15 protein-coding genes are annotated in these 13,144 nt (G+C 41.8%); 10 read left to right on the plus strand and 5 right to left on the minus strand.

Annotated features, from left to right (window positions below; all coding sequences use genetic code 11):
• The first annotated feature begins 35 nt into the window (after positions 1-35).
• Positions 36-710, plus strand: coding sequence for an ABC transporter ATP-binding protein (locus BLQ57_RS02475; protein WP_087939131.1), 675 nt, complete (start codon positions 36-38; stop codon positions 708-710).
• Complete coding sequence (locus tag BLQ57_RS02480) at positions 697-2,025, plus strand: TolC family protein (RefSeq protein ID WP_087939132.1); 1,329 nt, start codon at positions 697-699, stop codon at positions 2,023-2,025. Before BLQ57_RS02475 ends, BLQ57_RS02480 begins: the two co-directional genes overlap by 14 nt.
• Before the next feature lie 13 nt (positions 2,026-2,038).
• On the opposite strand, the gene egtD is transcribed toward BLQ57_RS02480, so the two are convergent.
• Genes egtD through BLQ57_RS02500 form a run of 4 tightly spaced genes read right to left on the minus strand, consistent with a single transcriptional unit; the run spans position 2,039 to position 5,914 of the window.
• Positions 2,039-2,986: an L-histidine N(alpha)-methyltransferase gene (gene egtD, locus BLQ57_RS02485; protein ID WP_087939133.1), complete on the minus strand. Its 948-nt coding sequence runs from the start codon at positions 2,984-2,986 to the stop codon at positions 2,039-2,041.
• A 1-nt stretch (position 2,987) separates the two neighbouring features.
• Positions 2,988-4,142 (minus strand): ergothioneine biosynthesis protein EgtB, encoded by a 1,155-nt coding sequence (egtB, locus tag BLQ57_RS02490; protein ID WP_087939134.1) that lies wholly within the window; start codon positions 4,140-4,142, stop codon positions 2,988-2,990.
• A complete protein-coding gene (locus tag BLQ57_RS02495; protein WP_169712730.1) occupies positions 4,129-5,622 on the minus strand; it encodes a BCCT family transporter in 1,494 nt (497 codons plus the stop codon). The genes egtB and BLQ57_RS02495 overlap by 14 nt, the downstream gene beginning before the upstream one ends.
• Positions 5,623-5,629: 7 nt before the next feature.
• Entirely contained in the window at positions 5,630-5,914 is a 285-nt protein-coding gene (locus BLQ57_RS02500) for a DUF427 domain-containing protein (RefSeq protein ID WP_087939136.1), read from the minus strand.
• A gap of 187 nt (positions 5,915-6,101) precedes the next feature.
• Here BLQ57_RS02500 and BLQ57_RS02505 point away from each other — a divergent pair, with 187 nt between their 5' ends.
• From BLQ57_RS02505 to arsB, 5 genes are read left to right on the plus strand one after another with little or no spacing between them, the layout of a single operon-like run.
• The gene (locus tag BLQ57_RS02505; protein ID WP_087939137.1) at positions 6,102-6,437 is read left to right on the plus strand and encodes an ArsR/SmtB family transcription factor; all 336 of its coding nucleotides are present in this window, start codon (positions 6,102-6,104) and stop codon (positions 6,435-6,437) included.
• Between the two features lie 25 nt (positions 6,438-6,462).
• The gene (locus BLQ57_RS02510) at positions 6,463-6,927 is read left to right on the plus strand and encodes a DUF6428 family protein (protein WP_087939138.1); all 465 of its coding nucleotides are present in this window, start codon (positions 6,463-6,465) and stop codon (positions 6,925-6,927) included.
• Positions 6,928-6,972: 45 nt separating this feature from the next.
• On the plus strand, positions 6,973-7,857 hold the full coding sequence (locus BLQ57_RS02515) for an arsenite methyltransferase (RefSeq protein ID WP_087939139.1): 885 nt from the start codon (positions 6,973-6,975) through the stop codon (positions 7,855-7,857).
• A gap of 18 nt (positions 7,858-7,875) precedes the next feature.
• The gene (locus BLQ57_RS02520) at positions 7,876-8,493 is read left to right on the plus strand and encodes a low molecular weight phosphatase family protein (RefSeq protein WP_087939140.1); all 618 of its coding nucleotides are present in this window, start codon (positions 7,876-7,878) and stop codon (positions 8,491-8,493) included.
• Positions 8,490-9,536 carry an ACR3 family arsenite efflux transporter gene (gene arsB, locus BLQ57_RS02525; protein ID WP_087939141.1) on the plus strand — a complete coding sequence of 349 codons (1,047 nt, stop codon included), beginning with the start codon at positions 8,490-8,492 and terminating at the stop codon, positions 9,534-9,536. Before BLQ57_RS02520 ends, arsB begins: the two co-directional genes overlap by 4 nt.
• A gap of 36 nt (positions 9,537-9,572) precedes the next feature.
• Here arsB and BLQ57_RS02530 read toward each other — a convergent pair whose 3' ends face one another.
• Positions 9,573-9,998, minus strand: a complete 426-nt coding sequence (locus BLQ57_RS02530) for a response regulator (protein ID WP_087939142.1) — start codon at positions 9,996-9,998, stop codon at positions 9,573-9,575.
• A 502-nt stretch (positions 9,999-10,500) separates the two neighbouring features.
• Here BLQ57_RS02530 and BLQ57_RS02535 point away from each other — a divergent pair.
• From BLQ57_RS02535 to BLQ57_RS02545, 3 genes are all read left to right on the plus strand, one after another.
• Complete coding sequence (locus BLQ57_RS02535) at positions 10,501-11,337, plus strand: alpha/beta hydrolase (protein WP_087939143.1); 837 nt, start codon at positions 10,501-10,503, stop codon at positions 11,335-11,337.
• Between the two features lie 116 nt (positions 11,338-11,453).
• Positions 11,454-12,302, plus strand: a complete 849-nt coding sequence (locus BLQ57_RS02540; protein ID WP_087939144.1) for an ABC transporter ATP-binding protein — start codon at positions 11,454-11,456, stop codon at positions 12,300-12,302.
• Positions 12,299-13,144: a hypothetical protein gene (locus tag BLQ57_RS02545; RefSeq protein WP_087939145.1), complete on the plus strand. Its 846-nt coding sequence runs from the start codon at positions 12,299-12,301 to the stop codon at positions 13,142-13,144. Before BLQ57_RS02540 ends, BLQ57_RS02545 begins: the two co-directional genes overlap by 4 nt.

Raw genomic sequence — 13,144 nt, forward strand, 5'->3', positions numbered from 1 at the left:
CTGGAACAACCCCTTACTAGAAAAATATCTGATTTATGATTCAACTCAAGGAAATAGATAAGTACATAGAATCCCGTTTTCAACGGATCTTCTTACTCAAAGGAATTAGTCTCACCATCGCTGAAGGGGAATTTATCACCCTGATGGGTCCTTCGGGTGCCGGAAAATCTACTCTGCTCAATATTCTAGGGTTATTGGATGAGGATTTTGAAGGGGAATATCTCTTCGGGGAGAAAAACATCCTTAAGATGAAGCAGCGTGAACTATCCAATCTGCATAAAAGTGAATTTGGATACATTTTTCAAGCGTATCATTTGATCGACGAACTGACAGTCTATGAGAATATCGAAACCCCATTACTTTATCGAAAAGTGTCTTCATCAGAGCGCAAAAGCATCATTGCCAATCTGCTTGACCGATTCAATATGGTAGCCAAAAAAGATTTATTCCCTACTCAGCTTAGCGGAGGTCAGCAGCAGCTAGTGGGAATTGCCCGGGCCATTGCAGGGAAACCCAGTTTACTCTTGGCAGATGAACCCACAGGAAATCTACATTCGGCACAAGCCAAAGAAATTATGGAGGTTTTTCAAGAACTGCACAAGGAGGGTACTACCATTATTCAAGCCACTCACACACGTGAAAATGCGGATTACGGGACTCGCTTGATTCAATTAATTGACGGAAGAATAGAAAGTGATGAAAAAATTTAATTTGATACTTGTTTTACTCTTTCTCTGTATTGGGAAATTGCAAGCGCAGGATACGCTTCTCCTTGATTTTGATGAGGCTGTAGAATATGCACTAAAAGCCAACTTGGACTTTCAAATCCTGAATAATAACCAAGAGGTACTTGAGCATGAGCGTAAAGCGGCGCTTTTTGCTCGGTTCCCTTCAGCCAATATCAATTCAAATTTTGCACGGCAAAATGGGCAACAGTTTCAGCAAGTCGAAGGGGAGATCGTTGTGACCAATGTGACCAATGAAATTATCTCAGGCGGATTAAGTGTGAATGTGCCAGTTTTTAATTCGGGAAGGAGAATTCTTGAATCTCAAGCCGCAAAAATGGCCTTGGAGGCTGGTGAAAATGGACTGAAAAGAGCTCGTCAGCAAGTGGTCTTTGACGTGGCGCAGCGCTATCTTCAGGTTTTGCTAGATCAAGAGCTAGTCAGAATTTCTCGTGAAAACCTTGATAACCAAAAGCAGCAACTTTTACAGATCGAAGGTTTTGTGGATGCGGGAATACGGACGATTTCGGACCTGTACAATCAGCAGTCCGAAGTAGCTAGACTGGAATCTGTTCTAGTCGATGCGAGGATTACTCTAGAAAATGACCTCTGGTCATTGACCGAATACTTACAACTCGAAACTGGTATTGTTCCCCGTCTCCAACCTGTGACCGTAGAGGGATTGGATGGATTCACTTTTGCAGACGATAGTCTGTCGACTTTGGTCAATTTAGCCATGGAAAACCGCATCGATCGAAGCCAACAAGAGCTTTTGGTTACCGCAGCCAAGAAATCTATCCAAGCCTCCAAGGCGATGTATTACCCAAGGTTGAATGCATTTTTTAACTACAATACCTTCTTCACTTCTCTGGATAGTCGTAGTCCCAGTGAGCAGCTATTGCGAATTTATCCTCAAAATACCATTGGGATCAATCTCGCTATCCCTATTTTCAACAATTGGCAGACCAAACTCGCTGTGGTACGCGCTCGGGTAAATTATCAAAATGAAACGCTGAGGGAGGAAGCCCTAGATCGACGTATTTTCCAAGATGTCAAATTGGCTCATCAAAATTATCAAGCGGCTTTGGAGAAATTTCATAATGCCGAAGTTCAGGTAAATGCAGCAGATGAGGCATATACCGCGGTGAGTGAGCGTTTTAGATTAGGGCTATCTAATTTTGTCGATCTGGCCACAGCTAATCAACAATTGGTAGCAGCCCAATCAGATCAAGCACAGGCGGTATTCTCTCTTTATTTCCAAGAAACTTTGATGCGATTTGCCTTGGGAATCATAGAGTAGACTGTTCCTTTACTCAATGGCTTGCTACTTTCATCAGCACCCAGGCAAATTGCTCATCGGTATCTTTGTAAATCGAATCAATGCTATAGCCTGACTCGGAGGCTAGGTTTTCTAGCATTGGGAAATCGTATTTCTGGGAGATTTCAGTTTGGATGGTTTCATTTTTTTCAAATTCAAACTCATGGTCTCCAATTTGAACGGTTTGCTGCTGAAGGCTGATCAGAAAACTCTCTGAAGCACCGGTAATGGGATGATAGGTGGCATAGTGATCGAAGGCCTGAAGGTCAAAGTCTCCATTCAACTCCCTATTGATTCGTTTCAGTAAATTCAGATTAAATCTCTTTGTGATCCCTCCGGGGTCATCATAGGCATTTCTGATGGTACGAGGATGTTTTTTGAGGTCCACTCCCAATAGAAAAAAGTCTCCTTGCTGCAGATGATCTCCCACAAATCCCAAAAATTCAATCGCTTTTTCCTTTCTGAAATTACCAATATTGCTACCCAGAAAAAGAACGATTCGGGTATGTGTGCTGTCTTCTATTTCTGGAAGGGTTTGAAAGAAATCACCCGCCAAAGGCTTCACGTGGATTTCGGGTATTTCTTGCTCAAAAAGATCCCGATTGACCTTCAGTATGCTAGAGGAGATATCTAGTGGAATGTAGTTGAGTTCTGCTGTTGATTTACTGAGTATTTTTACAAAATGGACCATTTTTCGTCCATCTCCTGCTCCAAGTTCAATCAAATCAACCTTCTTGCTTCTAAAATGTGAAGCGATGGCTTTTGATTGGGAATGGATGATATCCAACTCTGCCTTGGGTAGGTAATAGCTGGGCATATCCATGATTTCCTGAAAAATTTTGGAACCCTCCTCATCGTAGAAATATTTGGAGGATAGGGTTTTTGGATTTTGTTGAAGTCCAGCAAGGACGTCGTTTAGGAAGGTTACTGTATTCGGAGTCATTTTATTTGGCTAATCGGATTCCTGAAAATATCCATCTCGCAGCAGGATGGAAAAAATTACGGTAGGTAGGTCTGGAATGACCTTCGGCAGTGGCCACTGAAGCACCGCGAAGAACCTGCTGATTGACCATGAATTTGCCATTGTATTCACCCAATGCACCGGGGGCTTTTTTAAATCGGGGATAGGGCAGATAGGCACTTCCGGTCCATTCCCAAAGCTGACCCCAGTCAAATTTTCCCGAAGCAATTTCCCATTCAAATTCGCTGGGAAGTCTGCAACCTTTCCATGCTGCATAGGCCTGAGCTTCGTAATAGCTTATATGCTGTACAGGCAAATTCGGGTTTATTTTTTGAAGTCCTGAGAGCGTATAATTTTGCCATTCTCCTTCGACCCAATGCCAATATAGCGGGGCTTTGATACCTTCATTGCGAATGAAACTTAAGCCCTCATCCAGCCAATAATCAAAATTATCATAGCCTCCAGACTGTATAAACTCCAAATATTCTCCATTGGTGACAGGTTGATCGGAAATCTGAAACTCTTCTAGGTAGACCTTGTGCCGACCATGCTCATTGTCATAAGAAAAGCCAGTGCCCTCAAAGCCCACTTCATACAAACCTTCGGGTAAACTTAAAAACTTTCCTTTTGGAGTTTCTTTGGTTTGAAAAGCTGGTCCATATACCGGGAAAGTCGGTTGATAACCCAAGATGTATTTCAGGTCATAGATGAGTAGTTCCTGGTGCTGCTGTTCGTGATTAATACCCAATTCGAGACGGTCTACTATTTCCTGATTTTCGAGCGGTTCTTGTAGCATTTTCTCGATGGCCTCACTGACATAAGCTCTGTAGTTCATGACTTCTCGTACCGGTGGCCTGCTCATTAAGCCTCGGTTGGGGCGAAGGACGCGCTTGCCTGCGTGATTGTAATAACTGTTGAAAAGAAAGGCGAAATCTTCGTGGTAGATTTGGTAGTTTTTAACAAAGGGTACCAAAATAAACTGCTCGAAAAACCAGGTGGTATGGCCTAAGTGCCATTTAGGAGGGGATACGTCTGCGATCGGTTGTGGAATATAATCTTCCGTTTCCAATGGCTCGCAGATTTCTTCGGTATGCTTCCTTGTGAGCTGAAATTGGTGGTGCAAATCAGCTGTTTTCATGGGTAATGGATTTTAGGTTTTTAAACAAAAAGAAAAGAAGTGGCAGAAAAACCACTGCAAAAGGTAAAGAACTTAATATAAGAATATTACTTATAGTGAGTAGCAATTGTTCGCCACCACTCCATAAAACCAAGGCAGTCAGGGTGAAAAAAGATGCTCCCCAAAAGAATCGAATTCGTTTTTTAGGCTCTCTTTTTCCACGATCCAGATACATGCTGAGCACGAAGATGGCTGAATCAATGGAGGTAATCAGAAAAGTGGCCAAGAAAAAAGTACTGAGAAACTGAGTAACTTTTGCAAAAGGTAACTGCCCAAAAAAGACAAAAATGGAGCTATACACTGACTCCAATTCTTCTGCCGAGAGCGATTGCTTGGCTATAAGGTCAAAAGCATGATTTCCAAAAATGGAAAACCAAAGGAAGGTACCCAATGATGGAATCAAAAGTGTACCTAAAAGTACCTCCCGGATACTTCTTCCATGAGAAATACGAGCAATGAAAATACCTGTAAAGGGAGCCCAGGCTAGCCAAAAGGCCCAGTAAAATACTGTCCAGTTTTGGAGAAAATCATTGGAAACAGACCAGGAACCGAGGTTTAAACTCATGGGAGTCCAACTGATAAAATAAGAAAATAAGCTTTCGAAAAAGAGCTCAAGTGTACTTCCAATTGGCCCCATTAAAAAGGTAATACTCAGTAATAATGTTGCTCCTGCAATATTGAGGTCAGAAAGTCTCTTTATCCCTTTTCTCACTCCAAGAAATGCCGATAAAGTCGCAGCTGTGCTGATTAAGGAGAGGGGGATAATGGCCCATTTGGCATCCCAATTGACGCCTCCCCAAAACTCGGAGGAGGATAATAATTGTCGGCTACCTAGACCCACTGATGCTAAAACTCCAAAAAAGGTGGTCATGATAACGAGTAAATCAATCAAGTCTGCAGTCCATTTTGGACTGCTGGAGTCTGGGAAAAGTAAATCCGAAAAGAGAAAGTTCTTTTCTCTCCTGTAATAAAACCAACCTACCAAGACTGCGGTCAGTCCATAAAAAGCCCAAGGCGTAAAGCCCCAATGAAAGAAGGTGTATTGTAAAGCAAAAACTTCGGCAGATAGATTGGATGATCTAGGTGGATTTTCTAGAAAATATACAGGTTCTTGAACAGCCCGAAGTAGTAGGCCTGAGCCCATTCCTGTACTGTAAAGCATGGCGATCCAAGACCCTAAGCCATACTCAGGTTTCCCTTTTCCTAACTTCCTCTTACTTATGGGATGAATGGAAAGAAATACGGCAAGAATCACAGCGAGAAATCCTAAAATCAGATATAATGGACCAAAGAAAGCCATGAGGGCAGAAGTGGCCTCATTGATGAATTGAAAAAACGATGTGCCAGCCCATAAGAAAATGAGTAGGAGGGAAATTAAAAAAAGAACTACCCAAGCACTAAGCCTTGAAGGCTGTAAAGAAGTTTTTTTTGGCGTCAGCAAGAGGTTTTTAGGATTGATTCACGGATACACCCTTCCAGAAAGCAATGTGATTTTTTATACCTGAAGCTGCAGGTTTTGGGTCTGCATAATACCATGCTGCATCAGGATTTTCTTTTCCGTCTACTTCAATAGTATAATAGGATGCCTCTCCTTTCCATGGGCAAGTGGTATGCTTGTTTGAGGGCTTAAAATATTCACTTTTTATGGAGTCAGGTGGGAAATAATGATTCCCTTCGATGACGATGGTTTGGTTACTTTCTGCGATTATTTGATTGTTCCAAGTGGCTTTCATTAAGAATAAATTTTGATGCAAGAAATGAAGGAGGGAAAGATTAAATTGTCCTTGTTGCGACAATTTACAGAAATCAATTTGGAAATAGAACCTGCCAAGGATTTGGAACGAAATAAATAAAAAAAACAGATTTTGATTTTTGGAATAAAATTATTCATCGTAATATTGCAATGTAATTAAATAGCAAATGGGAGTTACTAAATCTGATCTCTTTACAGAAGCGCAAAATGAAATTGCTCAATTAGCAAAGGCTTTTGCCCATCCGGCCCGAGTGGCCATCATACAGTACATGCTAAGGTCTAATGCCTGCATCAACGGTGACTTGGTACAGGAGCTCGGTCTAGCGCAGGCTACTATCAGTCAGCACCTACGGGAGTTGAAAGATTTGGGGATTATTCAGGGGACTATTGAAGGTACCCGGGTAAATTACTGCATCAATCCCATCCGATGGGGAGAAATCAAAACGCTCTTCAATCAGTTTTTTGACCAGTTGGAAAGCTGTGGAGAGGGTGATTGCTGTTAAAAGTCATTTAATAAATTACCATCCCATGAAACTTTCAGAAGCAAAAAGAATTCTCGCTGAATCTAAAACCATCGGTTTTCAGTTGCCAGATGGCAAATTAGTTCCGAGCCATTTCCACGTCACCGAAATCGGTCTGATCGATAAGCATTTTATAGATTGTGGAGGGACTGTACGCAAGGAACAAAAGGTGAATTTTCAGCTGTGGAACGCGGATGATTACAATCATCGCCTACATCCTGAAAAGTTGCTTTCGATTATCCATCTTTCGGAGCGTACTTTAGGTATTCCAGATCTGGAGATAGAAGTAGAGTATCAGGGTGAAACCATCGGGAAATATGGGTTGGACCATGACGGCACTTATTTTATTCTGACTACCAAAATGACGGACTGTCTCGCCAAAGATAAGTGTGGCATTCCCGATCAAAAACCAAGAATAAGACTATCTCAGCTACAGGCTTCTGTCTGCGATCCTGAAAGTGGCTGCTGCTAAAAAAATTTGATTAACTGTATCGTAATATTGCAATAATAAAATAGTATGAATCAAGAAGAAACACTCAAAAATGTGGTGCGAGAGCGCTATGCAAAAATCGCAGAACAAGGTAAAGCTGAAAATGCTTCTTCCTGCTGTGGAGCCACTACTCCTTCCAATAAAGTCTATAACATCATGATGGATGATTATACAGGTACGGAAGGATACCTGGAAGATGCGGATTTAGGATTAGGCTGTGGATTGCCTACCCAATTTGCCCACATCCAAAAAGGCGATACCGTTATCGACTTAGGTTCAGGAGCAGGGAATGACTGTTTCGTGGCTCGTCATGAGACAGGTAGTGAGGGAAAAGTAATTGGCATTGATTTTACGCCTGCGATGATCAACAAAGCGAGGCAAAATGCTGAAAAACTTGGCTATAACAATGTGGAGTTTAGAGAAGGAGATATTGATGAGATGCCTGTCAACGATGAAGTGGCAGATGTGGTAGTGAGTAACTGTGTACTCAACCTTGTACCTAATAAGGAGAAAGTGATCAAGGAGATTTTTAGGGTATTGAAGCCCAGAGGACATTTCAGTATTTCTGATATTGTCTTGGTGGGTGATTTGCCTGAGGCGCTACGTCAAGATGCCGAAATGTACGCGGGCTGCGTAGCAGGAGCTATTCAAAAGGCCGATTACCTGAGTTACATCGAGCAGGCTGGCTTTAGAGGTATTCTGGTTCAAAAGGAGAAAATAATAGTCATTCCAGAAGATATTCTAGAGAAATACCTCAGCAAGGAAGAGATTATTGCCTTTCAAAATGGCGATACGGGGATTTTTAGCATTACTGTTTTTGCTCAAAAACCTGGCGAAAAAGGAACTGAGGATCGTATCAATCACGAAAACCTCCAATCAGGCGGATGCTTGCCAAATTCAGGTTGCTGTTAAATCCAATAATCATCAAGAATGAAGCTTTTCACAGACCTTGCTTCCACGGTAAATCATACCATGGAGCTTCCCATTAGGGAGGAGCGTATGCCCCTCTTAAAAGAGTTGATTAATTACATTCAAGAAAAGATTGAGCGTAAAGAAACACTGGCCTTAAACTTTATATGCACCCATAATTCCCGTCGTAGCCAGTTTTCCCAAATATGGGGGCAGACAGCGGCGGATTATTTTGAGATTCCGGCTCACTGCTACTCTGGCGGGGTGGAGGTGACCGCTTTCAATGAGCGGGCGGTAGCTTCGATCAAGCGCATGGGATTTAAAGTGACCTCAAGCGATTCATCCAACAATCCAAAATATCAGGTCTTTCATTCTGAGGATGGGGCTCCTATTTTGGCTTTTTCCAAGGTGTTTGACGATCAGGTAAATCAGGCGGAGAAATTTGCGGCTGTGATGACTTGTGATCATGCGGATGAGAACTGTCCCTTTATCCCGGGTACTGAGCGTAGAATCCCTTTACGCTTTGAAGACCCCAAGGAATTTGATGATACAGAGCAGGAAGCGGAGAAATACGATGAGCGATCGCTTCAGATTGCATCGGAGCTCTTTTATGTTTTTTCAAAAATCAGGAAGAAATGACTGAGAAAAAGCGATTGAGTTTCCTGGATTCTTACCTGACCTTATGGATTTTTCTGGCAATGGGTTTCGGTGTAGGACTTGGTTATTTGTTGCCAGGGACAGCAGAAACTATTGAATCCATGAGTAGTGGGAGTACCAATATTCCCATAGCGATCGGATTGATAGCGATGATGTATCCACCTTTGGCCAAGGTAGACTATCGCTTACTTCCGCAGGTATTCCGAAACGTAAAGATTCTGAGTATTTCCTTGGTGCTTAACTGGTTTATAGGTCCTGTTTTAATGTTTGCACTGGCTTTGATTTTCTTGCAGGATTATCCCGAATATATGGTGGGTTTGATTTTGATAGGATTGGCTCGTTGTATAGCGATGGTTTTGGTCTGGAATGATCTAGCAGAGGGGAGTAGGGAGTATGGGGCTGGATTAGTGGCATTGAATAGTATATTTCAGGTCTTTTTTTACAGTTTTTATGCCTGGGTATTTATCACAGTTTTGCCACCCTACTTTGGATTTGAAGGGGCTATAGTGGATATTTCGATCGGGACAATTGCGGAGAGTGTGGCTATTTATTTGGGGATCCCTTTCATGATGGGCTTGCTGAGTCGAGTGATTTTGGTGAGGGTAAAAGGAGAGGAATGGTACAGTAGCCGATTTATACTCGCTATTTCTCCTATCACTCTGATTGCTTTGCTATTTACGATTGTAGTGATGTTTTCGCTGAAAGGAGAGCTGATCGTCGAAATTCCCGGAGATGTGCTGAGAATTGCTCTTCCATTACTGATTTACTTTGCCTTGATGTTCTTGATTGGATTTTTCCTGAGCAAGGTTTTCGGGGCAGAGTACGATAAAAATGCAGCGATAGCCTTCACTGCAGCTGGAAATAATTTTGAACTGGCCATCGCTGTGGCGATTGCGGTATTCGGATTAAATTCAGGCCAGGCCTTTGCGGGAGTAATCGGCCCTTTGGTGGAAGTTCCAGCTTTGATATTACTTGTCAGAGTCTCTTTTTGGCTGCGGGACAAATACTATCCCAAATCAATTTGATTTAAAAGCCTTTTCGTCTAGCGGAAAGGCTTTTTTTTAATCTAAGGCTTCGTCGCAGGCTTTTAATATCTGGTTGAAATCAGCAACTAAAAGTGGCTTGGTATAATAGTGCTTGACTGAGCTGTAAGTAAGCGCTTTATCTCTATCGGATTTATTGATCGAACTGCTGACAATAAAGATTGTGTATTGATCCTGTACCTCTTGAGGAAGACTTTTGAAGAGATCTAAAAATCCCCATCCGTCCAAAATTGGCATCGTGAGATCCAATAAAATGACTGATTTATATTGCTTATCTGAATCTTCCATAGGGTCTCTGACAAATTCGATAGCATCTAAACCGTCAAAAAAAGAATGCAGCGTAAGATTTGGGTCTAAGGTTAAAAAGGCTTTTTTTAACATCATGTGGAAATGTTGATCGTCTTCCACTATCAAGATTTCTCTCTTAATATTCAATAAAGGCATGTGTACTGGTGCTGGGTAGGCAGATTGTAAATATTACGTTAAAGTAGTAATATTTTTAGTTAGTAAAGCTCAGGCCAAAAAGAAAATTAAGAACCTTTTCCACAAAAGGGAAAATGTAGCTATGACTGATTAAAAAGAAAACAGGAAGCCTAAAAGACCTCCTGCTCTACAATGTCAGGATCAACTAAACTAGAGAAAAGCCTTACTCTCCGTATGAGTAGCAATGCAAATTCTAGGACATTGCGTTTACTATACTCCTGAATGCTATTGAAAGTTTTGCTAGGTTTAGCTTTTATGATTTCAGGGCTTTTTTCCGTTCAAAAGGTTTATTTTCAGGATTAATAAAATTGATCGTTTTGGCACAAAAATCTACCCTGAACGGCTTTGAAACGGCTTTTTCGAATTCGTACAGTTGGCTTTTGAGCGTTTAATAAGCTAACTGTTGGGTACATTGAGAAGTTTTAAAATTTCCTTTTGTATTTTCACTAAAAAGCACAAGACTATGAAGCATTTAGAAACAAGCTATCAAGCTCCAGATGGGGTTCAGTTGTATTTGCAGGCTTGGATGCCTGGGCAAGCCAAGGCGGCCTTACTTCTGGTCCATGGTCTGGGTGAGCATAGTGGACGCTATGACTCCTTGGTAGAGGGATTGACACATCTGGGTGTGGCAGTCTTTACCTTTGATGGGAGAGGACACGGAAAGTCAGACTTGCCTAAACCCAGTGCTTATGTGGATTCTTATTCCCTGTATTTGGAAGATATCGATGCATTGTATGGAAAAGTGAAAGCCTATGTTCCAGGTCAACCTACTTTCATTTTTGGTCATAGTATGGGTGGGGGAATGGTTGCTGCCTATGCGCTTAAATTCCGTCCTGAGACAAATGGGCTTATTCTTTCGGCTCCCGCAATCAAAGAGGCTGAAGGGACATCGGCGCTTTTGATCCTACTGTCGGGGATTTTAAACTGGATTTCCCCCAGGTTTAAAGCGCTGGCTTTGGATATTCTGGGAGTCTCCCGAATACCTGAAGAGGTGGAAAAATATAAGAAGGACCCATTGGTCTATCAGGATAAGATTCCGGTGCGGACTGGCTACGAACTTTTGCAAATGATGCGTTATATTCAATCCAATGCCATTAGTTTTGATTTTCCTTTTTTGATCATGCACGGCTCTGCTGATCGGCTGACTAACCCCAAAGGCTCTCAATTGCTTTTTGATGCTTCGCCTTCATCGGATAAATCCTTCCGAAGGTTCGAAGGAGCTTATCATGAACTTCTGAATGATTTGGATCGGGAGGAGGTTTTGGAAGTGATTTTGGATTGGGTGAAAGAAAGAATTTAGGCCTTTATAAGCAGACTGCTGCTTTTAATTTCAAAAAAAATCAAAGGAAAATTTGAAGTGGAACTATTTTGCTTTATGTTAGTGTCATAATACACTATGACACTAATACAGTTTTTATGATCCACGTAGAAAATTTACATTTTGGATACCCTAAAAAGCCAACCTTGTTTTCTGAGTTGAACTGGGAAGCTCCCGAGGGAACTATCATAGGGCTTTTAGGGAAAAACGGGGCAGGAAAGTCTAGTTTTTTAAGAATTCTTTCTGGCATCCTTTTTCCTTTGGATGGGGCAGTCACAGTTAACGGCTTTGTTCCGAGAAAGCGTCAGTCTCAATTTTTACAAGAACTGTTCTTGGTCCCCGATGAAAGCTATTTACACTCAGGTCTCACGTCGCTAGGTTATGAAAAAATTACATCTCCTTTTTATCCACGGTTTGATTCGGCTCGGTTTAGAAAATTGTTGGATACTTTTGAAGTGGGGCCCACAGTCAGGGTAAAGGACCTTTCTTTTGGGCAGCAGAAAAAGGTAGTTCTAGCTTTTGCACTCAGTTCGGGATGCTCCTTGATTTTGATGGATGAGCCGACCAATGGCTTGGACATTTCCTCCAAAGCTGCCTTCAGGAAAGAGTTGGTCTCGGTGATCAGAGAAGATCAGACGGTCATCTTGGCGACTCATTTGATCAAAGATCTTGAGAATACCTTGGATCGGGTGGTAATTCTAGATCAGGGCAAAATCAAACTTGATGCAGCTCTCTCAGACCTAGCCGATGGCTATTATTTTGGCACCGCAGCACAAGCTCCCCGAGAAGCTATTTATGTACAATCTACCGCCTTGGGTGTACAATACATTGAGCCTAGGAAATCGCAAGCTCAATCCTCAATCAACTTGGAAATGCTTTTCCAAGGGGTGGTCAATGGCGCTGATTTTTCCGAAGCTTTCCATTCATCTAAACTTGCGAATCTATGAATCCATCTAGTTCAAACTTTAGTATTTCAAAAGTAGCATTGCTTCTACGATATGATTGGGGAGTGAATAAGGTGCTATACGGGATATTGTTGCTGGCTTCCCTCGCAATTCTGATTTTACTGTATCAGGTCATCCTGTATTCTAATCATAGATACTTGACCATGGAAACAGGCTATGTTCAAGGACTGTTTTTCGCAGGATTTTTCATCTTGTGTATGATATGGACGGGACAAAGTTTCTGGTCACTCCGGAGTCCGAGAAGCTCCAAATCGTATTTACTCTTACCTGCTTCCCTTCTCGAAAAGTACTTTTCAGAGTTAGTAATAAAGGTTTTTGGCTTAATTGTGATCTACCCTCTGGTGTTTTGGATAGGTTCTAACGTAGGTTTGGGTTTATTTCGCTTGCTTGGGCCATTAACATTCTCTTCGATTCAAACGGAATATATTGCCTTTGTAACCTTGACTGAAATCTGGATCATTGAGGATTTTGGGAATCAATTAATAGTCACAAAATTTATAGTAGTTGGTCTTTTGGTGCTGATCCCCTCCTTGATGTGGGTAGGGAGCCTGATTTTCGGAAAATTTAATTTGCTTGGAATTCCTTTGATCCTAGTCATTACTTATCTGATCCTTACTGGTACTTCTTTGGGGCTTTCGGCGCTCGTGAGTCCATTGATTTTAAATAGGGATAGTAAAGAGAGTTCGGAAATGCTAAAATTTGATCAACCGGAGATTTTGGCAGAAACACCATTATTAATTCTGATGAGTGCCATTTGGATTTGGATGGCCGTGTTGCTTTCCTACGTGGTAGGTTATTTCAAATTATCCGAAAAGCAGGTATAA

The organism is Algoriphagus faecimaris (assembly GCF_900101705.1).
GTDB classification, from domain to species: domain Bacteria; phylum Bacteroidota; class Bacteroidia; order Cytophagales; family Cyclobacteriaceae; genus Algoriphagus; species Algoriphagus faecimaris.